Origin of the sequence: Halomonas rhizosphaerae, assembly GCF_030012485.1 — a bacterium.
Classification (GTDB): domain Bacteria; phylum Pseudomonadota; class Gammaproteobacteria; order Pseudomonadales; family Halomonadaceae; genus Halomonas; species Halomonas rhizosphaerae.
On record NZ_JASCQQ010000030.1, the window covers coordinates 25716 to 51800 of the forward strand.

The 26085-nt window shown below is 69.4% G+C and carries 23 protein-coding genes and 1 other RNA gene; 5 read left to right on the forward strand and 19 right to left on the reverse strand.

Annotated features, from left to right (window positions below; translation table 11 throughout):
• Window positions 1-26: 26 nt before the first annotated feature.
• Together secA and QLQ86_RS14460 are read right to left on the reverse strand one after the other, a co-directional pair.
• On the reverse strand, window positions 27-2762 hold the full coding sequence (gene secA / locus QLQ86_RS14455) for a preprotein translocase subunit SecA (protein WP_282817442.1): 2736 nt from the start codon (window positions 2760-2762) through the stop codon (window positions 27-29).
• A gap of 70 nt (window positions 2763-2832) precedes the next feature.
• A complete protein-coding gene (locus QLQ86_RS14460) occupies window positions 2833-3192 on the reverse strand; it encodes a hypothetical protein (RefSeq protein WP_282733837.1) in 360 nt (119 codons plus the stop codon).
• 143 nt (window positions 3193-3335) lie between these two features.
• On the opposite strand from QLQ86_RS14460, the gene QLQ86_RS14465 reads away from it, so the two are divergent.
• Window positions 3336-3758, forward strand: coding sequence for a DUF721 domain-containing protein (locus QLQ86_RS14465; protein ID WP_282733836.1), 423 nt, complete (start codon window positions 3336-3338; stop codon window positions 3756-3758).
• A gap of 91 nt (window positions 3759-3849) precedes the next feature.
• Here QLQ86_RS14465 and lpxC read toward each other — a convergent pair whose 3' ends face one another.
• The 17 genes from lpxC to rsmI form a co-directional block, all read right to left on the reverse strand.
• A complete protein-coding gene (lpxC, locus tag QLQ86_RS14470) occupies window positions 3850-4761 on the reverse strand; it encodes a UDP-3-O-acyl-N-acetylglucosamine deacetylase (RefSeq protein ID WP_282733835.1) in 912 nt (303 codons plus the stop codon).
• Between the two features lie 111 nt (window positions 4762-4872).
• Window positions 4873-6045 (reverse strand): cell division protein FtsZ, encoded by a 1173-nt coding sequence (gene ftsZ, locus QLQ86_RS14475; protein WP_282733834.1) that lies wholly within the window; start codon window positions 6043-6045, stop codon window positions 4873-4875.
• A gap of 34 nt (window positions 6046-6079) precedes the next feature.
• Window positions 6080-7369, reverse strand: coding sequence for a cell division protein FtsA (gene ftsA, locus QLQ86_RS14480; RefSeq protein ID WP_282733833.1), 1290 nt, complete (start codon window positions 7367-7369; stop codon window positions 6080-6082).
• Between the two features lie 194 nt (window positions 7370-7563).
• Complete coding sequence (locus QLQ86_RS14485; RefSeq protein WP_282733832.1) at window positions 7564-8289, reverse strand: cell division protein FtsQ/DivIB; 726 nt, start codon at window positions 8287-8289, stop codon at window positions 7564-7566.
• Between the two features lie 3 nt (window positions 8290-8292).
• Window positions 8293-9210 carry a D-alanine--D-alanine ligase gene (locus QLQ86_RS14490; protein ID WP_282733831.1) on the reverse strand — a complete coding sequence of 306 codons (918 nt, stop codon included), beginning with the start codon at window positions 9208-9210 and terminating at the stop codon, window positions 8293-8295.
• Window positions 9207-10619: a UDP-N-acetylmuramate--L-alanine ligase gene (murC, locus tag QLQ86_RS14495; RefSeq protein ID WP_282733830.1), complete on the reverse strand. Its 1413-nt coding sequence runs from the start codon at window positions 10617-10619 to the stop codon at window positions 9207-9209. Before murC ends, QLQ86_RS14490 begins: the two co-directional genes overlap by 4 nt.
• 58 nt (window positions 10620-10677) lie before the next feature.
• Complete coding sequence (gene murG / locus QLQ86_RS14500; RefSeq protein ID WP_282733829.1) at window positions 10678-11766, reverse strand: undecaprenyldiphospho-muramoylpentapeptide beta-N-acetylglucosaminyltransferase; 1089 nt, start codon at window positions 11764-11766, stop codon at window positions 10678-10680.
• Window positions 11763-12971: a putative lipid II flippase FtsW gene (gene ftsW / locus QLQ86_RS14505; protein ID WP_282733828.1), complete on the reverse strand. Its 1209-nt coding sequence runs from the start codon at window positions 12969-12971 to the stop codon at window positions 11763-11765. Before ftsW ends, murG begins: the two co-directional genes overlap by 4 nt.
• The gene (gene murD, locus QLQ86_RS14510; protein WP_282733827.1) at window positions 12968-14344 is read right to left on the reverse strand and encodes a UDP-N-acetylmuramoyl-L-alanine--D-glutamate ligase; all 1377 of its coding nucleotides are present in this window, start codon (window positions 14342-14344) and stop codon (window positions 12968-12970) included. Before murD ends, ftsW begins: the two co-directional genes overlap by 4 nt.
• A gap of 39 nt (window positions 14345-14383) precedes the next feature.
• On the reverse strand, window positions 14384-15466 hold the full coding sequence (gene mraY, locus QLQ86_RS14515) for a phospho-N-acetylmuramoyl-pentapeptide-transferase (protein WP_250061588.1): 1083 nt from the start codon (window positions 15464-15466) through the stop codon (window positions 14384-14386).
• A 9-nt stretch (window positions 15467-15475) separates the two neighbouring features.
• Window positions 15476-16843 (reverse strand): UDP-N-acetylmuramoyl-tripeptide--D-alanyl-D-alanine ligase, encoded by a 1368-nt coding sequence (locus QLQ86_RS14520; protein WP_282817443.1) that lies wholly within the window; start codon window positions 16841-16843, stop codon window positions 15476-15478.
• A complete protein-coding gene (locus tag QLQ86_RS14525; protein WP_282817444.1) occupies window positions 16840-18360 on the reverse strand; it encodes a UDP-N-acetylmuramoyl-L-alanyl-D-glutamate--2,6-diaminopimelate ligase in 1521 nt (506 codons plus the stop codon). The genes QLQ86_RS14520 and QLQ86_RS14525 overlap by 4 nt, the downstream gene beginning before the upstream one ends.
• A 25-nt stretch (window positions 18361-18385) precedes the next feature.
• Window positions 18386-20101 carry a peptidoglycan D,D-transpeptidase FtsI family protein gene (locus QLQ86_RS14530; protein WP_282733824.1) on the reverse strand — a complete coding sequence of 572 codons (1716 nt, stop codon included), beginning with the start codon at window positions 20099-20101 and terminating at the stop codon, window positions 18386-18388.
• Window positions 20098-20424, reverse strand: coding sequence for a cell division protein FtsL (gene ftsL, locus QLQ86_RS14535; RefSeq protein ID WP_282733823.1), 327 nt, complete (start codon window positions 20422-20424; stop codon window positions 20098-20100). The genes QLQ86_RS14530 and ftsL overlap by 4 nt, the downstream gene beginning before the upstream one ends.
• Window positions 20425-20432: 8 nt before the next feature.
• On the reverse strand, window positions 20433-21389 hold the full coding sequence (gene rsmH, locus QLQ86_RS14540; protein ID WP_282733822.1) for a 16S rRNA (cytosine(1402)-N(4))-methyltransferase RsmH: 957 nt from the start codon (window positions 21387-21389) through the stop codon (window positions 20433-20435).
• Window positions 21390-21438: 49 nt separating this feature from the next.
• An RNA gene (gene rnpB, locus QLQ86_RS14545) (RNase P RNA component class A) lies at window positions 21439-21803 on the reverse strand.
• A gap of 32 nt (window positions 21804-21835) precedes the next feature.
• Window positions 21836-22693 (reverse strand): 16S rRNA (cytidine(1402)-2'-O)-methyltransferase, encoded by an 858-nt coding sequence (rsmI, locus tag QLQ86_RS14550; RefSeq protein WP_282733821.1) that lies wholly within the window; start codon window positions 22691-22693, stop codon window positions 21836-21838.
• Window positions 22694-22739: 46 nt separating this feature from the next.
• Here rsmI and QLQ86_RS14555 point away from each other — a divergent pair, with 46 nt between their 5' ends.
• The 4 genes from QLQ86_RS14555 to QLQ86_RS14570 are packed head-to-tail and all read left to right on the forward strand — an operon-like array spanning window position 22740 to window position 26060.
• Window positions 22740-24491 carry a penicillin-binding protein activator gene (locus QLQ86_RS14555; RefSeq protein WP_282817445.1) on the forward strand — a complete coding sequence of 584 codons (1752 nt, stop codon included), beginning with the start codon at window positions 22740-22742 and terminating at the stop codon, window positions 24489-24491.
• Window positions 24475-24843, forward strand: coding sequence for a YraN family protein (locus tag QLQ86_RS14560; RefSeq protein WP_282733819.1), 369 nt, complete (start codon window positions 24475-24477; stop codon window positions 24841-24843). The genes QLQ86_RS14555 and QLQ86_RS14560 overlap by 17 nt, the downstream gene beginning before the upstream one ends.
• Before the next feature lie 39 nt (window positions 24844-24882).
• Window positions 24883-25476, forward strand: coding sequence for a phosphoheptose isomerase (locus QLQ86_RS14565; protein WP_106229168.1), 594 nt, complete (start codon window positions 24883-24885; stop codon window positions 25474-25476).
• Between the two features lie 5 nt (window positions 25477-25481).
• Window positions 25482-26060 (forward strand): BON domain-containing protein, encoded by a 579-nt coding sequence (locus QLQ86_RS14570; protein WP_282733818.1) that lies wholly within the window; start codon window positions 25482-25484, stop codon window positions 26058-26060.
• Window positions 26061-26085 lie beyond the last annotated feature (25 nt).

Sequence of the window (26085 nt, forward strand, 5' to 3'; positions counted from 1 at the left end):
CCGGGGGCACCCCCCGGCCCGTCGCCTCAGCTCAGCTTGCCGCAGCACTGCTTGTACTTCTTTCCCGATCCGCAGAGGCAGGGATCATTGCGGCCGACCTTGGGGCCCTCGCGGCGCAACGGCCGACCGTCGGCCCCCGGGGCCGGAGCGGCCGGGGCATCGTCCTGTTCGCCGGCCGCCATCGACGGCGCGTCGTGACGGCTCGCCGCACTGGCCTTCTCGCGCTCCAGCGCCTCGCGGCGCTGACGTTCCAGGGCCTCGACCTCCTCGGGGCGGCGCACCTGGACATGGCTGAGGATGCGGGTCACGTCGGCCTTGATGTTGGCCAGCAGGTTCTGGAACAGCTCGAAGGCCTCGCGCTTGTACTCCTGCTTGGGGTTCTTCTGGGCATAGCCGCGCAGATGGATCCCCCGGCGCAGGTGGTCCATGGACTGCAGGTGCTCCTTCCAGCGGGTGTCGAGCACCTGCAACATCACCTGCTTCTCGAAACGGCGCATCAACTCCTCGCCGGCCTCTGCCACCTTGGCCTCGTAGGCCTCGCGATGCATCGCCTGCAGCCGCTCGCGCAGCTGCTCCTCGTGGAAGCGCTCGTCCTGCTCGGCCCATTCGACCACCGGCGCGTCGAGGTTGAACTCGCTCTTCAGGTAATCCTGGAGGCCGGCCAGGTCCCACTGTTCGGGCAGGCTCTGGGGCGGCACGAATTCGCTGATGGCGAGGTCCAGCACCTCCTCGCGGATGCCCATGACGCTGTCGGACACGTCCTCGGCGGCCAGGATCTCGTTGCGCTGCTCGTAGATGACCCGACGCTGGTCGTTGGCCACGTCGTCATACTCGAGCAGCTGCTTGCGGATATCGAAGTTGCGTCCCTCGACCTTCTTCTGGGCGCGCTCCACGGCATTGGAGACCATCTTGTGCTCGATCGCCTCGCCGTGCTCCAGCCCCAGGGCCTTCATCATGCGCTGCACCCGGTCGGAGCCGAACAGGCGCATCAGGTTGTCTTCCAGCGACAGGAAGAAACGCGTCGAGCCGGGATCCCCCTGGCGCCCGGCGCGACCGCGCAGCTGGTTGTCGATGCGCCGCGACTCGTGGCGTTCGGAGCCGATCACGTGCAGGCCGCCGGCCTCGAGCACCGCCTCGTGGCGGGCCTGCCACTCGGCCTTGAGCTGCTCGACCTGGGCCTCGGAGGGGTTCTCCAGCTTGGCGGCCTCGGCCTCCCAGTTGCCGCCCAGCACGATATCGGTGCCGCGGCCGGCCATGTTGGTGGCGATGGTGACGGCCCCCGGGCGACCGGCCTGGGCGATGATCTCCGCCTCGCTCTGGTGCTGCTTGGCGTTGAGCACGTTGAACCGCATGTCGGCCCGCTTCATCAGATCGGCCAGGTACTCGCTGGTCTCGATGGACGCGGTCCCCACCAGCACCGGACGCCCCGCCTCGGTCTGGGCCTTGACGTCCTCGATGATCGCCTCGAACTTCTCCTCGGCGGTGAGGTAGACCAGGTCATTGAGGTCCTGGCGGATCAGCGGCCGGTTGGTGGGAATCACCACCACGTCGAGGCCGTAGATCTGGCGGAACTCGAAGGCCTCGGTGTCGGCGGTGCCGGTCATGCCGGAGAGCTTGTCGTAGAGGCGGAAATAGTTCTGGAAGGTAGTCGAGGCGAGCGTCTGGCTCTCGCGCTGCACCGGCACGCCCTCCTTCGCCTCCACCGCCTGGTGCAGGCCCTCCGACCAGCGACGCCCGGGCATGCTGCGACCGGTATGTTCGTCGACGATCACCACCTGACCGTCGCTGATGATGTAGTCCACATCGCGGTGGTAGAGGTGGCGAGCGCGCAACGCCGAGTGCATGTGCTGCAGCAGATTGAGGTTCTGGGCGGCATACAGGGAGTCCTCTTCGCCCAGCAGCCCCTCGCCACGCATCAGCTCCTCGACCTTGCGATGGCCGGCCTCGGTGACCTCCACCTGCTTCTGCTTCTCGTCGAGGATGAAGTCGCCGCTCTCGGGGTCCTCCTCGTCGCTGCAGGCCACGAGGTTCACCGCCAGGCGGTCGACGACCCGGTAGAGCTCGGTGTTCTCGTCCACCGCGCCGGAGATGATCAGCGGGGTTCGTGCCTCGTCGATCAGGATGGAGTCGACCTCGTCGACGATGGCGAAGTGAAGCCCGCGCTGCACCTTCTCCTCCAGCGAGAAGGCCATGTTGTCGCGCAGGTAGTCGAAGCCGAACTCGTTGTTGGTGCCGTAGGTGATGTCGCAGGCGTAGGCGTGACGCTTCTCCTCCGGCGTCTGCCCGGCGAAGATCACGCCCACCGAGAGGCCGAGGAATTCATAAAGTGGACGCATCCACTCGGCATCGCGGCGCGCCAGGTAGTCGTTGACCGTGACCACGTGCACGCCCTTGCCCGGCAGGGCGTTCAGATAGACCGCCAGGGTCGCCACCAGCGTCTTGCCCTCGCCGGTCTTCATCTCGGCAATGCGCCCGCGATGCAGGGTCATGCCGCCGACCATCTGCACATCGAAATGGCGCATGCCCATGACGCGCTTGCTGGCCTCGCGCACCGTGGCAAAGGCCTCCGGCAGCAGCGCATCGAGGGACTCGCCGGCCTCCAGGCGCTCTCGCAGCGTGTCGGTGCGGGCCTTCAGGGCCGTCTCATCGAGGCCTTCCAGCTCGTTCTCCAGGCCGGTGACATCCGTCACCTGGCGGCTCATGCGCTTGACTTCGCGGTCGTTCTTGGAGCCGACGACCTTGCGTAACAGGTTGTTGATCATGAAGGGTCCAGTTGCAGCGTGTGGCATCGTGTCGCGAACAGCAGGCCCGCGACCTCTCCGGGCGGTCTCGTCACCGCAGGTCGGGAGGGCCACGACGTGTCAGGACATCATGCGCGGCAACGGTGTGACAGGGCGCGAGGGCGGAGCGGGCAACGACCCTCGCGGCCACCCTCGGCCAGCGGGCGGCTCGCCGCACCCAGCGCACCAGGGCACGACGACGGGCCTGCAGGCGAGAGCGCACGCACAGCAGTACCGGCACCAGGATGCTGACCTGGGCGGCACGCTCGACGGGTCGCAGGGACTCGACCTGGGCCAGGCTGGCCGGCAGCAGGCATCCCACCAGCAATCCGGCCAGCCACCAGCGGGTCGTGCGGCACCTGTTCCGGCTCCCGTGAGACCCGGCGCCGTTGTCGGTGATGGCGGCTGGCATGCTGTCGAAGGCCTCCCGTGCGTGCTAGGCTCTGGGTGTTCAACGGCCGCCCCAGCAGTGGCGGCCGACGCGTAACGTCAGGGGCGCGGCCCCCGAGAACCAAGCTGATGAGTATAAAGGTTAAGCGGTTCAGAGCACAGCCCATGTCCCGGCTGCTGGAAGGTCGTGGCGAACTGGGGTCGCTGATGCGCATGGCCACCCTGATCGAGCGCGCCCAGCATCACCTGCGCGACCAGCTGCCCGAGGAAATGCGCGAGCACCTGTTCGTCGGCGGCTATCACCAGGGTCGCCTGGCCCTGATCACCGACCGCGCCGTCTGGCTCACCCGACTGCGCTACGAACAGCCTCGCCTGCTCCAACTGCTGCACCAGCTGCCCGGCTTCGAGTCGGTGACCGGCTTTACCCTCAAGGTCCGCCCGGTGCGACCGGTCCGCCCTCCCCTGCGCCAGGTCCGCCACCTGCCGGAACGGGCCGCCGACGAGATCTCGAGCTGTGCCGAGGATGTCGACGACCCCGGGCTCAAGCGCGCCCTGAAGCGGCTGGCGGCCCACGCCGAGAGATCCTGACGCCCTTTACGCTGTGCAATGGTTGCCGACACGAAGACGCCGCCACCCGAGGGTGACGGCGTCCTTGAGACTGCCCTAAGGGATCGCGCCGTCAGGCCATGGCCGGCGCGGAGTAGGAGATCGGCGCCGTCTCGGACTCACCCTCGAAGGTGACGAGTTCCCAGGCGTGCGGCTGAGCCAGCAGGGCACGGCAGAGCTGGTTGTTCAGGGCATGGCCCGACTTCACGCCGCGGAATTCGCCGATCAGGCTGTGGCCGAGCTGGTAGAGGTCGCCGATCGCATCGAGCACCTTGTGCTTGACGAACTCGTCGTCATAGCGCAACCCGCCCTCGTTCACGATGCGATAGTCGTCGACCACGATGGCGTTGTCGAGACTGCCGCCCAGCGCCAGGTTGTTGGCGCGCAGGTACTCCAGATCACGCATGAAGCCGAAGGTACGGGCCCGCGACACCTCCTTGACGAAGGAGGTGGTGGAGAAGTCCACCATGGCCGTCTGGGACTGGTCCTCGAAGACCGGATGGTCGAAATCGATGGCAAAGGAGACCTTGAAGCCCTGATGGGGCAGGAAGATCGCCTCCTTGTCGTCCTCGCGCACCACGATCTCGCGCTTGATGCGGATGAACTTCTTGGGAGCACCCTGCTCGGCGATGCCCGCCGACTGGATCAGGAACACGAAGGGGCCCGCGCTGCCATCCATGATCGGCACCTCGGGCGCGCTCACGTCGACGTAGGCGTTGTCGATGCCCAGCCCCGCGAAGGCCGACATCAGGTGCTCGACGGTGGCGACCTTGGCCCCGCCCGCGGAGAGCGCGGTGCACAGGGTGGTGTCGGTGACATGCTCGGCGCGCGCCGGGATCTGCACCTCGGGCTCCAGGTCGGTGCGCACGAAGACGATGCCGGTGTCCACCGGCGCCGGCCGAAGGGTCAGATAGACCTTCTTGCCGGAGTGCAGGCCGACGCCGGTAGCGCGGATGACGTTCTTCAGGGTACGTTGTCTGATCATGGTCGGTCGCCAGGCAGTCATTGGTTATCAAACACCGTTCACTATAACACCGAACGGACGTTTCAACAAAGAAAGCTCACCCGGCGCCCCCTATCCCCGTGATAGCGTGGATCAATCGGCCTGCCGCCGCAGGAAGGCCGGAATGTCCAGATAATCGTCGAGCTCCTGTGACTTGCGCTTCTCCGGCTGCGGCCGCGGCGCCTCCTGAGCCTCCGGCTTCGGCGCCGTGGCCTGACCGCGACTGACCGCCGTCTGCGGACGCTGGCGATAGCTGCTGGCCTCGGCACGACGCGCGGTCTCGCGGGATGCCGGCTTCTGGGCCTTGTTGCCCTCGAGCCCGGCCGCCACCACGGTGACGCGCAGCTCGTCGGTCATGTCCATGTCGATGGAGGTGCCGACCACGATGGTGGCGTCCTGGGAAGCGAACTCCTGGACGGTGGCACCCACATCATTGAACTCGCCGATGGAGAGGTCCGGGCCGGCGGTGATATTGACCAGGATGCCGCGGGCCCCGTGCAGGTCGATGTCCTCGAGCAGCGGGCTGCGGATGGCCTTCTCGGCCGCCTCGCGGGCGCGGTTCTCGCCGGTGGCCCCGCCGGTACCCATCATCGCCATGCCCATCTCGGACATCACGGTGCGCACGTCGGCGAAGTCGACGTTGATGATGCCGGGGCTGGTGATCAGCTCGGCGATACCCTGCACGGCCCCCAGCAGCACGTCGTTGGCTGCACTGAAGGCGGTGAGCAGGGTCGCGCTCTTGCCCAGCACCGAGAGCAGCTTCTCGTTGGGGATGGTGATCAACGAGTCGACGTGTTCGGAGAGCTCCTTCATGCCCTCCTCGGCGGCGCGCATGCGCTTCGGGCCCTCGAAGGGGAAAGGACGGGTCACCACCGCCACGGTGAGGATGCCCAGTTCCTTGGCCACCTGGGCGACGACGGGCGCGCCACCGGTCCCGGTGCCGCCCCCCATGCCGGCGGTGATGAAGACCATGTCGGCGCCGCCGAGCAGTTCCGCGATCCGCTCACGGTCCTCCATGGCGGCCTGGCGGCCCACATCGGGGTTGGCGCCGGCCCCGAGGCCCTTGGTGATCTCGCTGCCGAGCTGGAGCACGGTCTTGGCGGCGACCCGCTTGAGGGCCTGGGCATCGGTATTGGCGCAGATGAACTCGACGCCCTCGATGTTGCTCTCGACCATGTGGTTGACGGCATTGCCGCCACCGCCCCCGACACCGATGACCTTGATGACCGCACTGCTTGAAGGTGCGCTATCTACCAGTTCGAACATAAGTCCCGTCTCCTGGACCGCGACCGCGGCCCTGTCAGAAATTTCCTTTGAACCAGCCCTTGATCCTTGCCAGCGCCGGAATCCCTTCCCCTGCGTCACGCCGGGTGATGTCGTCACGCCTCGGTTGCGCCGGGATGATGCCTCCAGGCCCCTGACGGCCATGCCCTTGACGGGTTTCCAGTAGAGCGTAATGCAGCAGACCGACACCCGTCGAATAAATCGGATTGCGTACCACGTCTGCCAGCCCGCGCACGTTCTGCGGGCAGGCGATGCGCACCGGCATGTGGAAGATCTCCTCGGCCAGCTCGACCACCCCCTCCATGCGTGCGGTGCCACCGGTGAGCACCACCCCAGCGGCCACTAGATCCTCGTAGCCGCTGCGACGCAGCTCGTCACGCACCAGGGTGAAGAGCTCCTCGTAGCGTGGCTCCACCACCTCGGCCAGCGACTGGCGGGAGAGATCCCGGGCCGGCCGATCACCCACGCTGGGCACCTTGATCATCTCGTCGCTGGAGGCCAACTGGGTCAGGGCGCAGGCGTACTTGACCTTGATCTCCTCGGCATGCTGCGTGGGCGTGCGCAGCGCCATGGCGATGTCGTTGGTGACCTGGTCGCCGGCGATGGGAATCACCGAGGTATGGCGGATGGCCCCCTCGGTGAACACGGCGATATCGGTGGTACCGCCACCGATGTCCACCATGCAGACGCCGAGTTCGCGCTCGTCCTCGGTGAGGACCGCATGGCTCGAGGCCAGCTGCTCAAGGATGATCGAGTCCACCTCGAGCCCACAGCGGCGCACGCACTTCTCGATGTTCTGGACGGCATTGAGGGCGGCAGTGACCAAGTGAACCCGAGCCTCGAGTCGCACGCCGGACATGCCCAGTGGTTCGCGGATACCGCCCTGGGTATCGATGGCGAATTCCTGGGGAAGGACATGCAGCACGCGCTGGCCTTCCGAGATCGCCCGCGCCCGGGCGGAATCGATGACGCGGTCGATGTCGGAGGAGGCGACCTCGCGCTCCTTGATGGCTACCACGCCATCCGAATTCATCGAACTGATATGGCTGCCGGCGATGCCCACATAGACCGAATGGATGTCGCAGCCGGCCATCAGTTCGGCTTCCTCCACGGCACGCTGGATGGACTGCACCGTGGACTCGATGTTGATCACCACGCCCTTCTTCATGCCGCGTGACGGATGTGAGCCGATACCGGCGATTTCGATCCCGCCATCGTCGGTGGGCTGCCCCACGATCGCCACGACCTTGGATGTTCCGATATCCAGCCCGACTACCATATTGGACACATTGGATGGACCTGCCATGAGTCGGGAAGTCTCCTCGAACCTGACCCCGAAGGGGAAGATTAATCCTGAAAAGTAGGCCTGGGCCAATTATAGGAACAACTTCAGTTGTTCCACCAGCCCGATTGCCGAAACACCCGTCACGATACGGCGAATTTGTCACGAAAGAAACACCCGAAATGCTGCCTGGTCAACCGAATTGTCTCCTGACGCCTTCAGCCGTCCGTCGGTGACTCTTCCTCCACCGGCTCGGTCTGTCCGTGCCAGGCCACGGCAACCCCGTTGGGATATCGCAGGTCGATGTAGCGGATATGCGATGCCAGAGGACCCAGCTCGCGCTGCCAGGCGGCGGCCAGGCGCCCCAGGCGGGCGGGGCGATCATTGCGACCGAGCATCACCCAGACACCGCTGTCGAGCTGGAAGCGCCAGGCCCCGCGAGGCTCCAGACGCAGCTGGCGCACCTCGATCCCCTGAGTGGCGAACTTCGCGGCGAGCCGGGCATGATAGCCCAGCACCTCGGCCCCGCTGCCGGGCGGGCCGGCCAGGTCCGGCAGATCGGCGGGAGGCGACACCGGCCCGACGGCGAAGGGCTCGCCCTCGGGGTTGAGCAGGCGCGCGTCGTTCCAGCGGGCCACCGGCACCTGCTCGACCAGGTCGAACGTCAGCGCATCGGGCCACTCGCGGCTGACACGCACTTCGGCCAGCCAGCCGATCTCCCGGGCCTTCTGACGCAATGCGGGCAGATCGACGGAGAGCCAGGTCTGCCCCTGGATCATTGGTGCCAGCTGGCTACGCAGATAGTCGGCATTGACATGGTGAAGCTCGCCCCCCACCGAGACACGCTCGATGGGCCGGTCGAGCCAGATCCACAGCGCCCGCCCTCCGGCACCCAGCAGCAGGGCCAGCAGGAGTACGCCGACGAAGCTTCCGCGCGTTGCCATGGGTTAGCGTCGTTCCTCGGCCGTGGCGAGGATGCGCAGCACCAGGGCATCGAAGTCGATGCCGGCATGTGCCGCCGACTGGGGGACCAGGCTGTGGTCGGTCATCCCCGGCACGGTGTTGACCTCGATCAGCCAGAAGCGCCCCTCGGCGTCGCGCATCACGTCGACCCGTCCCCAGCCTTCGGCGCCGATGGCCTCGAAGGCCGACCGGCAGAGCGCGGCGAGCTCGGCCTCCTCGTCGCCGGACAGGCCGCACGGCAGGTGGTAGCGCGTCTCGTTGGAGAGATACTTGGCCTCGTAATCGTAGAAGCCGCTGGGCACCTCGACGCGGATCGCCGGCAGGACGTCACCCGCGAGAAGCGACACCGTATACTCCTCCCCCTTGACGAAGCGCTCGGCCATCACCCGCGCATCGAAGCGGGCGGCATCGCGGTAGGCCGCCTCCAGCGCATCGCGGCTGTCAACGATGCTGATGCCCAGGGTCGAGCCCTCGTGGACCGGCTTGACGATCAGCGGCAGGCCGAGGCGCTCGACCACCGCCGCCCAGTCGGCTTCGGGGCCGAGCATCACGCTCTCCGGGGTCGGCAGGTCCAGTGCCTGCCAGATCAGCTTGGTACGCTGCTTGTCCATGCCCAGTGCCGAGGCCAGCACCCCGCTGCCGGTGTAGGGAATGCCCAGCAGTTCCAGCGCACCCTGCAGGGTGCCGTCCTCGCCACCCCGGCCGTGCAGGGCAATGAAGACCCGGTCGGGATTCAATGCTTCCAGCCCCACCAGCCCGTCCTCGGCGGGATCGTAACCGATGGCCTCCAGCCCCGAGCGGGTCAGGGCCGAGAGAACGGCGGCACCGCTCTTCAAGGATACCTCGCGCTCGGCGGATCGTCCGCCGTACAGCACCACCACCCGGCCGACATCATGCGTCATAGTGTCACCTCGTCGAGTGCCAGGGCGGCATCGGCCAGGTGCTGGGCGATGCCGCCCACGTCGCCGGCCCCCTGGGTGATCAGGATATCGCCGGGGCGCAGCACCCGGGCGAGCAGGTCCGGCAGCTCGCCCTTGTCCTGGACGAATATCGGGTCGACCGACCCGCGCTGGCGTATGGAGCCCGCCAGGGTGCGCCCGTCGGCCCCGGGAACCGGTGTCTCTCCGGCGCCGTAGACGTCGAGCAGCAGCAGGGTGTCGACACCGGCCAGCACCCGCACGAAGTCCTCGTAGAGGTCCCGGGTGCGCGAGTAGCGGTGCGGCTGGTAGACCATCACCAGGCGCCGTTCGGGCCAGCCGGCCCGCACGGCGTCGATCACCATCGCCACCTCGCGGGGATGGTGACCATAGTCGTCCACCAGCATCACCTCGCCCTCGCCCCGCGGGGCCGGGAAGTCACCATGTACCTGGAAGCGTCGCCCCACCCCGGCGAAGCTCGCCAGGCCCCGCAGGATGGCGTCATCGCCGACCCCTGCGTCGCTGGCCACGGCGATCGCCGCCAGGGCATTGAGGGCATTGTGGCGTCCCGGCATGGCCAGGCGCACCTCGAGCGGCGCCAGCCCCTCGGGACGCACCGCGGTGAAGTGCACCTCGCCGGCCTGCTGGACGAACCCCTCGATGCGATAGTCGGCATCCTCGCTGAAGCCATAGGTGACGAACTGGCGGCTGACGCGGTCGAGCAGGCCACGCACGTGGGTATCATCGATGCACAGGATCGCCAGGCCATAGAACGGCAGGTTGTGCAGGAACTCGATGAAGGTGCCCTTGAGCCGTTCGAAGTCGCCGCCGTAGGTCGCCATGTGATCGGCATCGATGTTGGTGACGATGGCGACCATGGGCTGCAGGTGCAGGAAGGAGGCATCCGACTCGTCGGCCTCCGCCACCAGGTAGTCGCCCTCCCCCAGCCGCGCATTGGTGCCGGCACTGGTCAGCCGTCCGCCGATCACGAAGGTGGGATCCAGTCCGCCCTCGCCCAGCAGGGTCGCGGTGAGGCTGGTGGTGGTGGTCTTGCCGTGGGTGCCGGCCACGGCGATGCCGTGGCGAAAGCGCATCAGCTCGGCGAGCATCTCGGCGCGGCGCACCACCGGCACGCGATGCTCGTGGGCCCAGCGGATCTCGGGGTTGGTCTCGTCCACCGCAGTGGAGACCACCACCACGTCGGCGTCCACGGCATGCTCGGCGGCATGGCCGATGGCCACGCGGACGCCGCATTGGCGCAGGCGGGCCACCACCGGGGAGGCCTTCAGGTCGCTGCCGCTGACGGCATAGCCCTGGTTGGCCAGCACCTCGGCGATGCCGCACATCCCGGCCCCCCCGATGCCGACGAAATGGATGCGCCGGATACGACGCATGCCGAGTCCCCGTCCGGGGTGCGGGGGCGTGGCCTGACCGGGAACCGGTCCAAGGGTCTCATCGCTCAAAGCCTGTCTCCATGCAACCGGCCACCAGGCGCTCGACGGCATCGAGACGGGCACTTCCACGGGCCCGTGCCGCCATGGTGGCGAGAGTGTCGGGGTCCAGCAGCGACGCCAGGCACTCGGCCAGCGTCGCCGCGCTCATCTCCTGCTGGGGCATCAGTCGCGCCCCCTGCTCATCGACCAGGGCCCGGGCGTTGGCCGTCTGGTGGTCGTCCACCGCGTGGGGAAAGGGCACGAAGAGCGCCGGCTTGGCCGCGGCGGCCAGCTCGGCCACGGTCAGGGCACCGGCGCGACACACCACCAGGTCGGCCCAGGCGTAGGCGCCGGCCATGTCGTCGATAAAGGCCGTGACGTCGGCCTCGACGCCCTGCTCGCGGTAGGCCTCACTGGTGGCCGTATCCTTGTCGCGGCCGGCCTGGTGGCGCACCTCGGGGCGACGGGCCTCGGGCAGCCGGACGAGCGCCTCGGGCAGCCGCTCGTTGAGGGCCTGCGCCCCCAGGGAACCGCCCACCACCAGCAGCCGCAGGCGCCGCCCGGCCATCTCGTCGGCGCGCCTCGGGACCTCACCGAGCCGGGCGATCTCGTCGCGCACCGGGTTGCCGATCACCTCGGCCCGGCCGGAGAAGGCCTGGGGAAAGGCGGCATAGACGCGGCGCGCCAGGCGCGACAGCACCCGGTTGGTGAGCCCCGCCACGGCGTTCTGCTCGTGGATGACCAGGGGCCGGCGGGCCAGCCAGGCCGCCAGGCCGCCAGGTCCGCTGGCGAAGCCGCCCAGCCCGACCACCAGTTGGGGATCGAAATCGCGGATGACCCGTCCCGCCTGCCATACCGCGCGGGCCAGGTTGAAGGGGGCCAGCAGCCACCCGGCCAGGCCGTTGCCACGCAGCCCGCTCACCGCGATGCGGTGCAGCGGGATGTCGGCCTCGGGGACCAGGCGGTTCTCGATGCCGCGTGGGCTGCCCAGCCAGGCGACCTGCACGCCCTGCGCCTGGAGCCCGCGGGCCAGCGACAGGGCCGGAATAACGTGGCCACCGGTTCCGCCGGCCATGATCAATACGCGGCGTCCCTCGCGTCGACTCATGTTGCGCGTCCTTGTGTCCTGCCGGGCGATGGCGCCCGGGAAGCCGTGGGCCCGGCCCGGCGCAGGGCCAGGCGGGTCTCGATGTCGGCGCGCAGCAGCAGCGCCATCATCAGGCAACTCACCACCAGGCTCGAGCCACCATAGCTGAGCAGTGGCAGGGTCAGCCCCTTGGTGGGCAGCATCCCGGTGCTCACGGCGATGTTGATGAAGGCCTGGGCCCCGATGACCAGGGCGAAGCCATAGCCGAGGTAGGCGGCGAAGGCCAGGCCGGCCAGTTCGGCCCGCCGCCCCACCGCCATGGCGCGCCAGACCAGCAGGGCGAAGAGCCCGACGACGGCGATGGCGCCCAGCAGGCCGAGCTCCTCGGCCAGCACCGCGAAGACGAAGTCCGTGTGGGCCTCCGGCAGGTAGAACAGCTTCTGCACGCTGTTGCCCAGCCCCATGCCCAGCCAGTGCCCGCGCCCGAAGGCGATCAGTGCCTGGGTCAGCTGGTAGCCGCTGGCGAACTGGTCGGCCCAGGGGTCGGCGAAGCTGGTCAGGCGCGCCATCCGATAGGGCTCCGCCACCGCGGCCAGGGCCCCGAGGGCCCCCACCAGCAGCAGCAGCACCAGGAAGCGCCCCCAGGGGGCACCGGCCATCAGCAGCATGCCCATCACCGCGCCGGTCATCACCACCACGGCACCGTAGTCGGGCTCGAGGATCAGCAGCCCCGCGATCACCGCCATCACCGCCAGGGGGCGCAGGAAGGCCCCCCACTGGCGACGCACCTGGGGCAGGAAGCGCTCCAGGTAACCGGCCAGGTAGACGATCAGGCAGAACTTGGCGACCTCGGACGCCTGCAGGTTGAAGGGCAGGCCCGGCACGGAGAGCCAGCGACGGCTGCCGTTGACCTCGCGCCCCACCAGCAGCACCAGCAGCAGCAGGACCAGCCCCACCAGCAGCAGCAGCGGTCCGTTGGCCTTCCACCAGGCCAGCGGCACCCGCAGGGCAAGCGCCCCGACGGCCAGTGCCACCAGCAGGAAGATGCCGTGCCGCAGGCTGAAATACCAGGCATTGCCGGTAAGGCTCGAGGCCACCTCGCTGGACGCCGAGGTCACCATCACCCAGCCGATCAGCAGCAGCGCAAAGGAGGCCAGCACCAGCCAGCCGTCGAAGGCGTGCTCGGCGGTGCTCAGCCGCCGGCGCAGGCGGGATAGCCGGTTCATGCCGCCTCCCCTGCCAGGCGCTTGACCGCCCGGCGAAAGGCCTCGCCACGCGCCTGGTAGTCGGTGAATTGGTCGAGGCTGGCACAGGCCGGCGACAGCAGCACGCAGTCCCCGGGCGCGGCGATCTCCACCGCCCGCGCCAGGGCGCCCTGCAGGTTCTCGACCCGCGTCACCGGCAGCCGGCCACGCAGGACATGCTCCAGGTGCCCGGCATCCCGGCCGAAGAGGATCGCCTCGCGTCCATGGCGCGCCAGGGGCTCCGCCAGGGGGTGGAAGTCGGCCCCCTTGCCCACCCCGCCGGCCAGCAGGATCAGGCGCCCCTCGAGGGTCGGTCCGAGTCCCTCGATGGCGGCCAGAGTCGCGCCGACATTGGTGCCCTTGGAGTCATTGATCCAGCGCACTCCCGCGATCTCCGCCACCAGCTCGCCACGATGGGGCAGCCCGGGAAAGCGCCGCAGCACCTCGAGCATGGCCGTGAGCGGAAGGCCCAGGCGATGGCCCATGGCCAGCGCCGCCAGGGCGTTGGCCTGGTTGTGGCGCCCCGGCAGGCGCATCTCGGCGGCCGGCAGCAGCGGGTCGCTCCCGTGCATCAGCCAGTCGCGGTCGGCGCGCCGTGCGATGCCCCAGTCGTTGCCCTCGGGGGCGCGGGTGGTGAAGCGATCGAGAGCCGGCAGCGGCCCGTCCGGCCAGGTGTCGGGATCATCGGCATTGACCACGCCGTGCCGGGCGCCGCGGAAGATGCCCAGCTTCGCGGCCCGGTAGCCTGCCATATCGCCATGGCGGTCCAGGTGATCCTCGGAGAGGTTGAGGAAGGCGGCCGTCTCGGCCCCCAGGCGGGGGGTAGTCTCGAGCTGGAAGCTGGAGAGTTCCAGCACGAAGAGCTCGGCGTCGGGCGCCGCCTCGAGCAGGTCGAGCGCCGGGGTCCCCAGGTTGCCACCCACGGCGACCCGCAGTCCGGCTTCGCGGGCCATCTCGCCCACCAGGGTGGTCACGGTGGACTTGGCGTTGGAGCCGGTGACGGCGACGATGGGCGCTCGGGCCGCACGCACGAAGAGCGCGATCTCCCCCACCAGCAGCGGCTCGGCGGTGGCCTCTCGGGTGCGCCCCGCCAGCCCCTCCAGGCCTGGCGTGTGCGGGTCGACGCCGGGGCTGACCACCACCTCCTCGGCCTCGTCGAGGTCGAGGTCAGTGAGGGGCCCCAGGTGAATCCCGACGCCGGGATGGGCAACGCGGAAGTCGTCCAGCCCGGGCGGCACCTCACGGGTATCGGCGACCATGAAGGGCACACCGTGCCGGCCGAGGTGGCGGCAGATGGCCCGCCCGGAGAGTCCGAGCCCGACCACCAGCGTCGTTCCCTTCGGCACCTTGACCATGTTGAGCTCCTTGCGGATGGCGAATCGGCCTTGGGGGAATCAGCGGACCTTGAGGGTGGCCAGGCCGATCAGCACCAGCACCACGGTAATGATCCAGAAGCGCACGATGACCCGCGGCTCCGGCCAGCCCTTGAGCTCATAGTGGTGGTGCAGCGGCGCCATGCGGAAGATGCGCCGCCCGGTGAGCTTGTAGGAGCCCACCTGCAGGATCACCGAGACGGTCTCCATGACGAAGATGCCGCCCATGATGAACAGCACGATCTCCTGGCGCACGATCACCGCCACCACGCCGAGGGCCGCGCCCAGCGCCAGGGCCCCCACGTCGCCCATGAACACCTGGGCCGGGTAGGTGTTGAACCACAGGAAACCCAGGCCGGCCCCGGCGATGGTGGCACAGAACACGGCCAATTCACCCGCCCCGGGAATGAAGGGAATCTGCAGGTAGTCGGCGAACACCGTGTTGCCGGTGGCATAGGCGAACACCGCCAGGCCCATGGCCACCAGCACCGTGGGCATGATCGCCAGGCCATCGAGGCCGTCGGTGAGGTTGACGGCATTGGAGCTGCCGACGATCACCAGGTAGGTGAGGACCATGTAGAACACCCCCAGCGGCAGCACGAACTCCTTGAACAGCGGCACGATCAGGCTGGTCTCCACCGGCGAGGCAGCGGTGACGTAGAGCAGCACGGCGGCCGCGACGCCGATCAGCGACTGCCAGAAGTACTTCCAGCGCGCCGGTAGGCCCCGGGGGTTCTTCTCCACCACCTTGCGGTAGTCGTCCACCCAGCCGATGGCGCCGAAGCCCAGGGTCACCGCCAGCACCAGCCAGACATAGTGGTTGGTGAGATCCCCCCATAGCAGGGTGCTCACGGCGATGGCCATCAGGATCATGGCGCCGCCCATGGTGGGGGTGCCGGCCTTGGAGAGGTGGGACTGGGGGCCGTCGTCGCGCACCGCCTGGCCGATCTGGCGTTCCACCAGGCGGCGGATCATCACCGGCCCGAGCCACAGGCAGAGCACCAGGGCGGTCAGGGTCCCCAGGATCATGCGCAGGGTCAGATAGTTGAAGACATTGAAGGCACTCTGGAATTGCGCCAGAAAGTCAGCCAGAAAGAGCAGCATGTATCGCGTTCACCTTGAAGCATCCGCGCGCAGGGCCGCCACGACTCGTTCCATGCCGGCACTGCGCGAGCCCTTGACCAGTACGCTGGCCCCGGACGGTAGATGGTGGAGGACGTGGCGCATCAGCGCCTCCCGATCGTCGAAATGGACCCCGCCTTCACCGAAGGCCTGGCTGGCCGGTCTCGCCGGCTCGCCGAGGGTACCCAGGAAATCGATTCCCCGTTCCCGCGCGTAGTGCCCGAGCTCGGCATGCAGCCGGTCGGACTCACCCCCCAGTTCGCCCATGGCACCCAGCAGGCACCAGTGCGGGCCGGGCAGCGTCACCAGGGCATCGAGCGCCGCCTTCACCGCGCCGGGGTTGGCATTATAGGTATCGTCCAGCAGCCGCGAGGCGTTGAAGCCCTCCACCACGCTCATCCGGCCCGGCATCGGTGCCACCGTCTCGAGCCCGGCCAGCACCTCGCGCTCCGCGAGCCCCATGGCCAGGGCCGCGGCCGAGGCCGCCAGGGCATTGGCCACGTTGTGCCGGCCCAGCATGGCCAGCTGGACGCGCCCGACCTCGCGGCCGTCCCGGACAAGCGTGAAAGCATAGCGTCCGAGGGCGTCACAGGCCAGCGCCTCGGCACGCAGGCGCGCCCGCGGCTCCAGGCCGAAGTCGAGCACCTCGCGGGGCGCCGCCAGGCGCGCCCAGGTGGCGAAGAAGGCGTCGTCGCGGTTGAGCACTGCCACGCCGTCGGCCGGCAGGCCGGCCAGGATCTCGGCCTTGGCCTGGGCGATACGGCCCATGCCGCCGAATTCGCCCACGTGGGCACCGGTGACATTGGTGATCACCGCCACCCGGGGCTCGGCCAGGATCGTGGTCCAGGCGATCTCGCCGAGATGGTTGGCGCCCAGTTCCACCACCGCCTGGCGGTGCCCGGTCTCCAGGGCCAGCAGGGTCAGGGGCGCACCGATGTCGTTGTTCAGGTTGCCCTGGGTGGACAGCGTCGACCCGCACCGCGCCAGCAGGGTCGCCAGCATCTGCTTGACCGTGGTCTTGCCGCTGTTGCCGGTCACGGCGACCAGCGGACCGCCCCAGGCTCGCCGCCGGGCACGCGCCAGCAGCCCCAGGGCCAGTCGGGTGTCGGCCACCGCCAGTTGGGGGAGCGGGTCGTCTACCGGTCGTTCCACCAGCGCCGCCACGGCCCCGGCCTCGCGCGCCTGGCCGACGAAGTCATGGGCATCGAAGCGCTCACCCCTGAGCGCCACGAACAGCGCCCCGGGGGCAAGCCGCCGGGTATCGGTGACGATCGCCCCGACCGGCAGATCCTCGGCCGGGGCGGGAAGCCCCAGGGCCGCGGCGACCTCGCCCAGGCGCTGCAGGCCGGCGGCGCTCATCGAGGGTCCTCCCCGTGGCCTTGCCGGGCGCGGGCGGCCAGGCCACGCTCCGCCTCGGCCAGGTCCGAGAAGGGGTGGCGGACGCCCGCCACCTCCTGATACGCCTCGTGACCCTTGCCGGCGATCAGCACCACGTCGTCGGGGCCGGCCTCGGCAAGCACCCGGGCGATCGCTCCGCCCCGTCCGGCCACCTCGAGGACCGCGTTGCGCTCGGGGTCGCCCAGCCCCGCGAGGATCTGGGCACGGATCGCGGCCGGGTCCTCGCTGCGCGGGTTGTCGTCGGTGACCACCAGCCGGTCGGCCCCTCGGCGCGCGACGGTGGCCATCAGCGGGCGCTTGCCGGCGTCGCGGTCGCCGCCGCAGCCGAACAGGCACCACAGCCGGCCGTCGCCCGGCAGGTGGGCCCGCAGCGCCGAGAGGGCATTGTCGAGGGCATCCGGGGTATGGGCATAGTCGATGACCACCGTGGGAGCGCCTGGACGGGTCAGGCGTTGCATGCGACCGGGCACCGGGGCGAGGCCGGCCGCCGCCGCGAACAGCGTATCGAGGGAGTGCCCGAGGCCATGGAGGGTGGCCATGGCCAGCAGCACGTTGTCCAGGTTGAAACGGCCCATCAAGCCGAGCTCGAGCACCCGCTCCCCCTCCGGCGTGGCGATGAGCGCCCGCTGCCCCTCGGCATGGGGCACCCAGTCGATGACGCGCAGGGTCACCGCCTCGTCCTCGCCGACGGCCAGGACACGCACGCCACGGTGCACGCCAGCGAGCATCAGGCGCGCCAGCGGGTCGTCGCCGTTGACCACGGCGAGCGCGAGCTCATGGCGACGGAACAGCCGCGCCTTGGCGGCGGCATAGGCCGCCATGCTGCCGTGGTAGTCCAGGTGGTCACGGCTGAGGTTGGTGAACACCGCGGCAGACACGCGACAACCATCGAGGCGACCCTGCTCCAGGGCATGGGAGGAGACCTCCATGGCCACCCGACGCACGCCGTCCGCCGCCAGCTCACCCAGCGCCGCCTGCAGGGCCAGGGGACCCGGCGTGGTCAGCTGGCCGGCCGCCAGGCGCCCCGGCCGGCCGTGCCCCAGGGTGCCGATCAGGCCGGCATCCACCCCGAGGGCGATGCTCAGCTCGGCCAGGTAGTGGGTCACCGAACTCTTGCCGTTGGTGCCGGTGACCCCGACCAGCTCCAGGTCATGGGGCACGGCGAACAGGACCTTGCCCAGTTCGCCCTGGGCCTCGCGCAGTCCCGGCAACCACAGCACCCGGGGGTCGTCGGGCCCGGGCGCACCGTCGTCATGGGCCAGCACCAGCGAGGCCCCGGCCTCGAGAGCCGCCGGGATGAAGTCGCGGCCGTCCGCGGCCACCCCCGGCACCGCCACGAAGACGTCGCCCTCGGCCAGCCGACGGCTGTCGAGCGCCAGCCGGACGGCGTCCGGCAGGGTGATGTCCGCCAGGCCACGGCGACAGTCGGGCCAGAGCCCGGCCAGGCCCGTCTCGAGTCGTTCGGCGGTCAGCCGCATCGCGTTTCCTCCCCAGGGCTTGCACTCATGATTCCGGCTCCCGGGCATCCGGTGGCACGTCCAGCAGGCGCAGAGCATTGCCGGCCACCCGCGAGAAGACCGGCGCCGCCACCGCCCCGCCATAGTAGCTGTCGCCCCGCGGGTGATCGATCATCACCACGGTGACGATCCGCGGCTCCGAGACCGGCGCGATGCCGACAAAGAGGCTGCGGTAGGCATCCTTCTCGTAGCCGGTGGCCGAGGTCTTGCGTACCGTGCCGGTCTTGCCGGCCACCCGGTACCCCGGCACCCCAGCGCGGCGCCCCCCGGTCCCGGGCTGCACCGACTCCTCCATGATGCGCAGCAGGTCATGGGCCAACTCGGGATCGATGGCGGGGTTGCCGACCGGGAGTTCCGGCAACCTGAGCAGCGAGGGGGCCATCCGCACGCCATCGTTGGCGAGTGCCGTGTAGGCGCTGGCCAGCTGCAGTGCCGAGACCGAGAGGCCATAGCCGTAGGAGAGGGCCGCCCACTGGCTGCTCGACCAGCGCGCCGGGGACGGCAGGCTGCCCGCGGACTCGCCGGGAAAGCCGGTGCCCGGCGCCTGATCCAGGCCCAGGCGACGATAGATCTCGGGGACCAGCGGCTCGTCGAGCTTCAGGACCAGCTTGGACATGCCGATGTTCGAGGACTTCTCGAGGATGCCGGCCAGGGTGAGTTCGCCGTAGTTGCGGATATCCTTGATGGTGAAGCGATCAATGACCATCCAGCCGGGCGAGGTATCGACCACGATGTCCTTGTCGAACTGGCCACTCTCCATGATCGCCGCCATGGCCAGCGGCTTGACCACCGACCCCGGTTCGAAGACATCGACGATGGCCCGGTTGCGCAGTCCCTGAGGGTCGAGCCCGGCCCGGTTGTTGGGGTTGTAGGAGGGCTGGTTGGCCATGGCCAGCACTTCGCCATTGTGAGCATCCAGCATCACCACGGTGCCACCGTCGGCATCGTGCTCGGCCACCGCCGCCTTGAGCTCGCGATAGGCCATGTACTGGAGGCGCTGGTCCAGCGCCAGCGTGAGATCCCCCCCCGGCTGAGCCTCCTGCAGCAGCGCCAGGTCGCGCACCAGGCGACCGCGGCGGTCCTTGAGCACCCGACGCTTGCCGGGCACCCCCGCGAGGTGCGACTGGTAGGCCAGTTCCAGACCCTCCTGGCCGATATCATCGATATTGGTCACGCCCAGCAGCTGGGCGGTCACTTCCCCCGCCGGATAGTAGCGCTTGTACTCTTCGCGGGCGTGGACACCGGGAATGCGCAGGTCCAGCACCCGCTGGGCCTCCTCCGGCGTCATGCGGCGGCGCAGGTACATGAACTCGCGCTCGGCGTAGCGTGCGATGCGCTCGTTGAGGGCATCCAGCTCCTGGCCCAGGGCCCTGGCCAGCATGAGACGCTGAATGTCGTCGGCCGGCAGGTCCTGGGGGTTGGCCCAGAGGGTGACCACCGGCGTGGAAATGGCCAGCGGCTCGCCGTGGCGGTCGGTGATCATGCCGCGATGGGCGGGAATGGTGTCGGTGCGCAGGGTACGGGCATCGCCCTGCCCCTGCAGGAAGGGACGGTCGAAGACATGCAGGTCGACGATGCGGCCGGCCAGCAGCGCGAGCCCCACCAGCACCAGCGTCATCATCACCCCGTAGCGCAGCCCCCCCATGGGTGCCATGGGCGGCGGGCGACGCGGCGTCACGCCGCTGCGGGCGTCGGCACTCATGGCCGGATGACCTCGACCTCGTCGATGTCGGGCAGGCGCATCTCCAGGCGCTCCTGGGCCAGGCGCTCGATGCGGGCGGGCGAGGACCAGGCACTCTCCTCGAGCAGCAGTTGCCCCCATTCGGTCTGCAACTGCTGTTGCTCACGCTCGAGCTGCTGCAGGCGGGCATACTGGTCACGGGTCAGGTGACTGGTGGTGATCACCGCCAGCGCCGAGCCCAGACTGGCCGCCAGCAGCAGGGCGACGAGCAGCAGCCGCGGCGATGCCCCCAGGCGAAGGGGCCAGCCGAACGGGGAGGTTGCCGCGGATCGTCCCTGTGCCATGACCGTCCTCAGTATCGCTTGCGCGCCACACGCATCACCGCACTGCGTGCACGGGGGTTCTCCTGGACCTCCTCGGCGGAGGGACGACGCGCCTTGCCCAGCGATGCCAGGCGCCGCTTGAGCTGGTTGTCGCGGATCGGCATGCCGCGCGGCAGGTCGGTATCGCCGCGCACGTGATCGCGAATGAAGCGCTTGACCCGGCGGTCCTCCAGCGAGTGGAAGCTGATCACGACCAGGTGGCCGCCCGGGGCGAGGGCCTCCAATGCCGCCTCGAGGGCGGCATCGAGCTGCTCGAGCTCGCCGTTGACCTGGATGCGCAGGGCCTGGAAGACGCGGGTCGCCGGGTGCTTGCCCTTTTCCCAGGCGGGATGAGCGGCCTTGACCACCTCGGCGAGGTCCGCGGTCCGCTCGAAGGGTCGCTCGAGACGACGCGCCACGATGGCCCGTGCCAGCCGCCGGGCGAAGCGCTCCTCGCCATAGGCCTTGAAGACCGCGGCAATCTCGCTCTCGCCGGCCCGGGCCAGAAAGCCCGCGGCGCTCTCGCCGCGGGAGGGGTCCATGCGCATGTCCAGGGGACCGTCGCGCAGGAAGCTGAACCCCCGCTCGGGGTCGTCGAGCTGGGGCGACGAGACCCCCACGTCGAGCAGGACGCCCGCCAGCCGCCCATGCAGGCCGTGGCGCGCGGCGATCTCGTCGAGTCGGGCGAACTCGCCCTGCTCGATGGTGAAGCGCGGGTCATCGATGGCGGCGGCCTCGGCGACGGCCTGGGGGTCGCGGTCGATGGCCAGCAAACGGCCCTCGGGGGCCAGCCGCGCGAGGATGGCACGCGAGTGGCCACCGCGGCCGAAGGTGCCGTCCAGGTAGGTGCCCTCGGGGTCGTGGACCAGCGCCTCCACGGCGCCGTCGAGCAGCACGCTGGCATGGCGAAAGCCGCGGGCGGGCTGTTCAGGGGCGGATGACGGCATGGGGCTCTCGTTCGAGGGGCTGGGGGCCGCAGGCACGGCGATGTTCGGAAAAGGGAGTCGGCCGATAAGCCGGGTTCTGTCGTGGACAGTCATTCCTCTAGGGGCCATGTCACCAGGGCCCTCAAGCAACCTACCCGAACCCGACGCGGGCCACGTCATGGGGTTCCTATTTGGTCTTGCTCCGAGTGGGGTTTACCTTGCCACGCACTGTTGCCAGGCGCGCGGTGCGCTCTTACCGCACCCTTTCACCCTTGCCGGCCTCCCTAGGGAGACGTAGGCGGTCTACTCTCTGCTGCACTTTCCGTCGGCTCACGCCGCCCAGGCATTACCTGGCACTCTGCCCTGTGGAGCCCGGACTTTCCTCCCCCGCCCCGTCCCGAAGGCCGGGGCGGCGGCGACTGTCTGGCCAACTCCCGCGGCAAGGATACCAGTGCCCCTCCCCCGCCTCAATGCCCGTCCTTGAGCGCCTGGAGTCGGCCATACCAGGTCTTCTTGGCCCCGCCCAGCACCCGCGCCGCCACGGCGGCCGCCTGCTTGACCCCGACCCCCTCGGCGAGCAGGGCCGACAGCAGCGCATCGGCCTCAACCGAAGAGGCCTCGGCATCGCCGCGCGGGCCGGCCCCGGCCACCATCACCACGAACTCGCCGCGGGCCTGGTCCGGGTCCTCCTCCATGCGCGTGAGCAGCTCGGCGGCACTGCCGTCGAGGAAGGTCTCGAAGGCCTTGGTCAGCTCACGCGCCAGCACCACCCGTCGCGCCCCGAGGGTGGTGGCCAGATCCGCCAGGGTGTCACGGATGCGGTGGGGAGACTCGTAGAACACCAGGGTCTCCTCGCGGGAGGCCAGCGCTTCCAGCCGCCCCCGCCGGGCACCGCCCTTCGCCGGCAGGAAGCCCTGGAAGAGGAAGCGGTCGGTGGGCAGCCCTGCCGCCGACAGGGCCGCCACCAGGGCACAGGGCCCCGGGACCGGCACGATGCGACGCCCGCGGGCACGCAGCTCGCGCACCAGCACGAAGCCGGGATCGCTGATCAGCGGCGTGCCGGCATCGGAGACCAGGGCGATGTCCTCCCCGGCAACGAGTCGGGCATCCAGGGCGTCAACCCGCGCGGCCTCGTTGTGCTCGTGCAGCGAGAGCATCGGCCGCGACAGGCCCAGGTGGCGCAGCAGGCGGCCACTGTGGCGGGTATCCTCGGCGGCGATCACGGCCACCTCCCCCAGCACCCGGGCGGCCCGGGGGCTCAGGTCGTCCAGATTCCCAATCGGCGTGGCGACCACGTACAATGAACCGGTAAGCGTATCGGACATCTCGGCTCCCTGGGATGCTCTCGCACATGGGGACAAGGAAGGATTCATGAAGATCTCGTTTCGCGGCCCGCTGGCCGCCGCGCTCACCGCGCTGCTGCTTGCGGGCTGCAGCTTCCAGCCGGGCATCATCGAGCGACAGCCCGACGGAGATCCACAGCGCCTGCTGCAGCAGGCCGAGCAGCAGGAGCCCGGCCAGGCGGCGCAGTCCCGCCTGGAAGCGGCCGACATCCTAGCACGCCAGGGCAACCGCACCCAGGCACTGGAGGTCGCCAAGGAGATCGACGACAGCCGGCTGGAGCGCCAGGCACGGACACGCTGGGCCCTGCTGCTCTCGGAGCTGGGCGAGGCCGAGGGGGACCCCTGGGCGGTGATCCAGGCCGGGCAGCTGCTCGACGAGGTCGACCTGCCTCGCGAGGCCTCCCTGACCCTGCGTGAACGCCTGGGCATGGCCCTGGCCGAGGTCGACGAGCCCCGCGCCGCCGCCCGGGCCCTGATCCAGGTCCAGGCGGAGACCGAGCGCGAGGACCTCAACGACCCGATCTGGGACCAGCTCTCGCGGCTAGACGGCGGGTCACTGGCCACCCTGAGCGACGAGGGCGGCGACCTGGTGCAGGGATGGGTCGCCCTGGCCGAGCTGGTGCGCTCCAGCGGCGGCGACATCCAGCGGCTCTTTGCGCGACTGGATGACTGGCGCGAGCGCCATCGTGGCCACCCGGCGGCCCGACGCCTGCCCGGCGAGATCACCGCCCTGGGTGAGCTGCGCGGCCAGGAGGTCAACCACATCGCGGTCTTCCTCCCCGAGTCCGGACCGCTCGCCGGCATTGCCGGGGCGATCCGCGAGGGGATTCGCACCCACCACCTCGAGGGCGTCGACAGCGGCGCCCGCCTGAGCTTCCTCGACAGCAGCCATGGCGATCTGGAGGCGCTCTACCGGGAGGCCAGCGAGAGCGGCGCCCAGGTGGTGATCGGCCCGCTGGACAAGGATGCCGTCAGCGAGCTCGAGCAGCGCGAGCGGGTGCCGCTGCCGACCCTGGCGCTCAACTACGGCCGCGGGGACCGCAACCGGGCCCTCGGGCTCTTCCAGTACGGCCTGTCCGCCGAGGACGAGGCCCGCCAGGCGGCCCATCGCGCCTGGGTCGACGGCCACCGCCTGGCCTCACTGCTGGTCCCGGACAACGACTGGGGACGCCGCGTCGGCGAGGCCTTCTGGAAAGCCTGGCGCGACCAGGGAGGCGAGGTCGCCAATGCGGTGCGCTACAACCCCGAGTCCTCGGCCACCGAGAGCGCACGCCGGGCCGTGACCAACCCCCAGCCGGACATGCTGTTCCTGCTGGCCCTGCCGGACTATGCCCGCCAGGTACCGCCGACCCTGGACTACTACGACAGCGGCGATCTGCCGATCTATGCCACCTCCCACCTCTTCGAGGGCCGCCTGCAGCCCCGCCTGGATCACGACCTGGACGACGTGCTGTTCGCCGATATCCCCTGGCAGATCCCCGATGCGGCCGTGGGCGGCGTCGAGGCCCTGCCCTTCCTCGACAGCTATCGCCGGCTGCGCGAGGAGTCCGACCCCGCCATGTTCCGGCTGATGGCCATGGGCGTGGATGCCTACGAGCTGGCCCGGCGCCTGCCTCAGCTGCAGGCCATCAGCGGCAGCGAGCTGTTCGGGGCCACCGGCACCCTGAGCCCCGGCGACGACGGCCGGATCCAGCGCCGCCTGCCCTGGGCACGCTTTCTCAATGGCGTGCCCCAGCCCGTGCTGATCCCCGGCGTGTTCGGCGATGAACGGGCCCCGTGACGCCCGCGCCCGCGGCGGCGCCATCGAGCAGCTCGCCGCACGCTGGCTGACGGCACGCGGCCTTTCGCTGGAGGCCAGCAACCAGCATGCCAAGGGCGGCGAGATCGACCTGGTGATGCGTGATGGCGAGGTGCTGGTGTTCGTCGAGGTCCGCCACCGCGCCGACCACCGCCACGGGCACCCGCTGGAGACCGTCACCACCACCAAGCAGCGCCGCCTGATCCGGGCGGCGCGTTTTTATCTCCAGCGCAACGGGCTATCATGTCCCTGCCGCTTCGATGTGCTGGCCGTGACCGGCACGCCCCCCGACCTCGAGATCGAGTGGGTGGCGGATGCCTTCGAAGCGTCCTGACCGCTCAAGCCCATCTGCGAAAAGGACCAGGAACCCCGCATGGATTTCCAGCAGCGCATTCTCGGCCACTTCAATGCCAGCATCGACACCAAGACCTATGCCAGTGAGGTGCTGCCGCCCTTCATCGAGGTGGCCAGCCAGATGATGGTCCAGTGCCTGGTCAACGAGGGCAAGATCCTGGCCTGTGGCAACGGCGGCAGCGCCGGCGACAGCCAGCATTTCTCCTCGGAGCTGCTCAACCGGTTCGAGCGGGAGCGCCCCAGCCTGCCGGCCCTGGCGCTGACCACCGACACCTCGACCCTGACCTCGATCGCCAACGACTACAGCTACAACGAGGTCTTCTCCAAGCAGATCCGCGCCCTGGGTCAGCCCGGTGACATCCTGCTGGCGATCTCCACCAGCGGCAATTCCGCCAACGTCATCCAGGCCATCCAGGCCGCCCACGACCGTGACATGACGGTGGTGGCCCTGACCGGCCGGGACGGCGGCGACATGGCCTCGCTGCTGGGCCAGGACGACTGCGAGATCCGCGTGCCGGCGACGTCCACGGCACGCATCCAGGAGGTCCACCTGCTGGCGATACACTGCCTGTGCGACCTGATCGACGAACAACTCTTCGGTACAAGCGAGTGACCCCCATGACCAGGAAGTCCCTTCTCACGCCCCTGCTGCTCATTCTCGGCCTCGGCCTCGCCGGCTGCACCACCGTGACCGGCGTCACTACCCCCGGCACCATCGACGAGAACTACGGGGAGCGCACCTTCGGCACCCAGGTCGAGGACGAGAGCATCGAGACCAAAATCGGCCACAACCTGGGCCGCACCGATGCCCGGCTGGGCGATGCGCGCATCAATGTCGACAGCTTCAGTGGCGTGGTCCTGCTCACCGGCCAGGTACCCAGCGAGGAGCTCCAGGCGAAGGCCGAGGAGGTCGCCGGCAAGGTGCGCAACGTGCGCGAGGTGCACAACGAGCTCTCCGTCGCCGCCAACCTGCCGGCCGGCCAGCGTCTCGCCGACACCTGGCTGCGCACCCGTATCCGCACCAGCCTGGCCGCCAACGAGGAGATCGATTCGGGTCGCATCCGCGTGGTCACCGAGAACAACAGCGTCTACCTGATGGGCATCGTCACCCGCAACGAGGCGGAGCGCATCGTCCAGGCCGTCTCCAACGTCGGCGGCATGCAGCGCATCGTCAAGGTGTTCGACTACCTGGACTGAACGCCCTCCCGGAACGCGAAACGGC

Excerpts from the sequence above, each read along its gene's own strand:
- secA (WP_282817442.1), bottom strand. The coding sequence starts at position 2,762 with ATGATCAACAACCTGTTACGCAAGGTCGTCGGCTCCAAGAACGACCGC.
- QLQ86_RS14460 (WP_282733837.1), bottom strand. The coding sequence starts at position 3,192 with ATGCCAGCCGCCATCACCGACAACGGCGCCGGGTCTCACGGGAGCCGG.
- QLQ86_RS14465 (WP_282733836.1), top strand. The coding sequence starts at position 3,336 with ATGTCCCGGCTGCTGGAAGGTCGTGGCGAACTGGGGTCGCTGATGCGC.
- lpxC (WP_282733835.1), bottom strand. The coding sequence starts at position 4,761 with ATGATCAGACAACGTACCCTGAAGAACGTCATCCGCGCTACCGGCGTC.
- ftsZ (WP_282733834.1), bottom strand. The coding sequence starts at position 6,045 with ATGTTCGAACTGGTAGATAGCGCACCTTCAAGCAGTGCGGTCATCAAG.
- ftsA (WP_282733833.1), bottom strand. The coding sequence starts at position 7,369 with ATGGCAGGTCCATCCAATGTGTCCAATATGGTAGTCGGGCTGGATATC.
- QLQ86_RS14485 (WP_282733832.1), bottom strand. The coding sequence starts at position 8,289 with ATGGCAACGCGCGGAAGCTTCGTCGGCGTACTCCTGCTGGCCCTGCTG.
- QLQ86_RS14490 (WP_282733831.1), bottom strand. The coding sequence starts at position 9,210 with ATGACGCATGATGTCGGCCGGGTGGTGGTGCTGTACGGCGGACGATCC.
- murC (WP_282733830.1), bottom strand. The coding sequence starts at position 10,619 with ATGCGTCGTATCCGGCGCATCCATTTCGTCGGCATCGGGGGGGCCGGG.
- murG (WP_282733829.1), bottom strand. The coding sequence starts at position 11,766 with ATGAGTCGACGCGAGGGACGCCGCGTATTGATCATGGCCGGCGGAACC.
- ftsW (WP_282733828.1), bottom strand. The coding sequence starts at position 12,971 with ATGAACCGGCTATCCCGCCTGCGCCGGCGGCTGAGCACCGCCGAGCAC.
- murD (WP_282733827.1), bottom strand. The coding sequence starts at position 14,344 with ATGGTCAAGGTGCCGAAGGGAACGACGCTGGTGGTCGGGCTCGGACTC.
- mraY (WP_250061588.1), bottom strand. The coding sequence starts at position 15,466 with ATGCTGCTCTTTCTGGCTGACTTTCTGGCGCAATTCCAGAGTGCCTTC.
- QLQ86_RS14520 (WP_282817443.1), bottom strand. The coding sequence starts at position 16,843 with ATGAGCGCCGCCGGCCTGCAGCGCCTGGGCGAGGTCGCCGCGGCCCTG.
- QLQ86_RS14525 (WP_282817444.1), bottom strand. The coding sequence starts at position 18,360 with ATGCGGCTGACCGCCGAACGACTCGAGACGGGCCTGGCCGGGCTCTGG.
- QLQ86_RS14530 (WP_282733824.1), bottom strand. The coding sequence starts at position 20,101 with ATGAGTGCCGACGCCCGCAGCGGCGTGACGCCGCGTCGCCCGCCGCCC.
- ftsL (WP_282733823.1), bottom strand. The coding sequence starts at position 20,424 with ATGGCACAGGGACGATCCGCGGCAACCTCCCCGTTCGGCTGGCCCCTT.
- rsmH (WP_282733822.1), bottom strand. The coding sequence starts at position 21,389 with ATGCCGTCATCCGCCCCTGAACAGCCCGCCCGCGGCTTTCGCCATGCC.
- rsmI (WP_282733821.1), bottom strand. The coding sequence starts at position 22,693 with ATGTCCGATACGCTTACCGGTTCATTGTACGTGGTCGCCACGCCGATT.
- QLQ86_RS14555 (WP_282817445.1), top strand. The coding sequence starts at position 22,740 with ATGAAGATCTCGTTTCGCGGCCCGCTGGCCGCCGCGCTCACCGCGCTG.
- QLQ86_RS14560 (WP_282733819.1), top strand. The coding sequence starts at position 24,475 with ATGAACGGGCCCCGTGACGCCCGCGCCCGCGGCGGCGCCATCGAGCAG.
- QLQ86_RS14565 (WP_106229168.1), top strand. The coding sequence starts at position 24,883 with ATGGATTTCCAGCAGCGCATTCTCGGCCACTTCAATGCCAGCATCGAC.
- QLQ86_RS14570 (WP_282733818.1), top strand. The coding sequence starts at position 25,482 with ATGACCAGGAAGTCCCTTCTCACGCCCCTGCTGCTCATTCTCGGCCTC.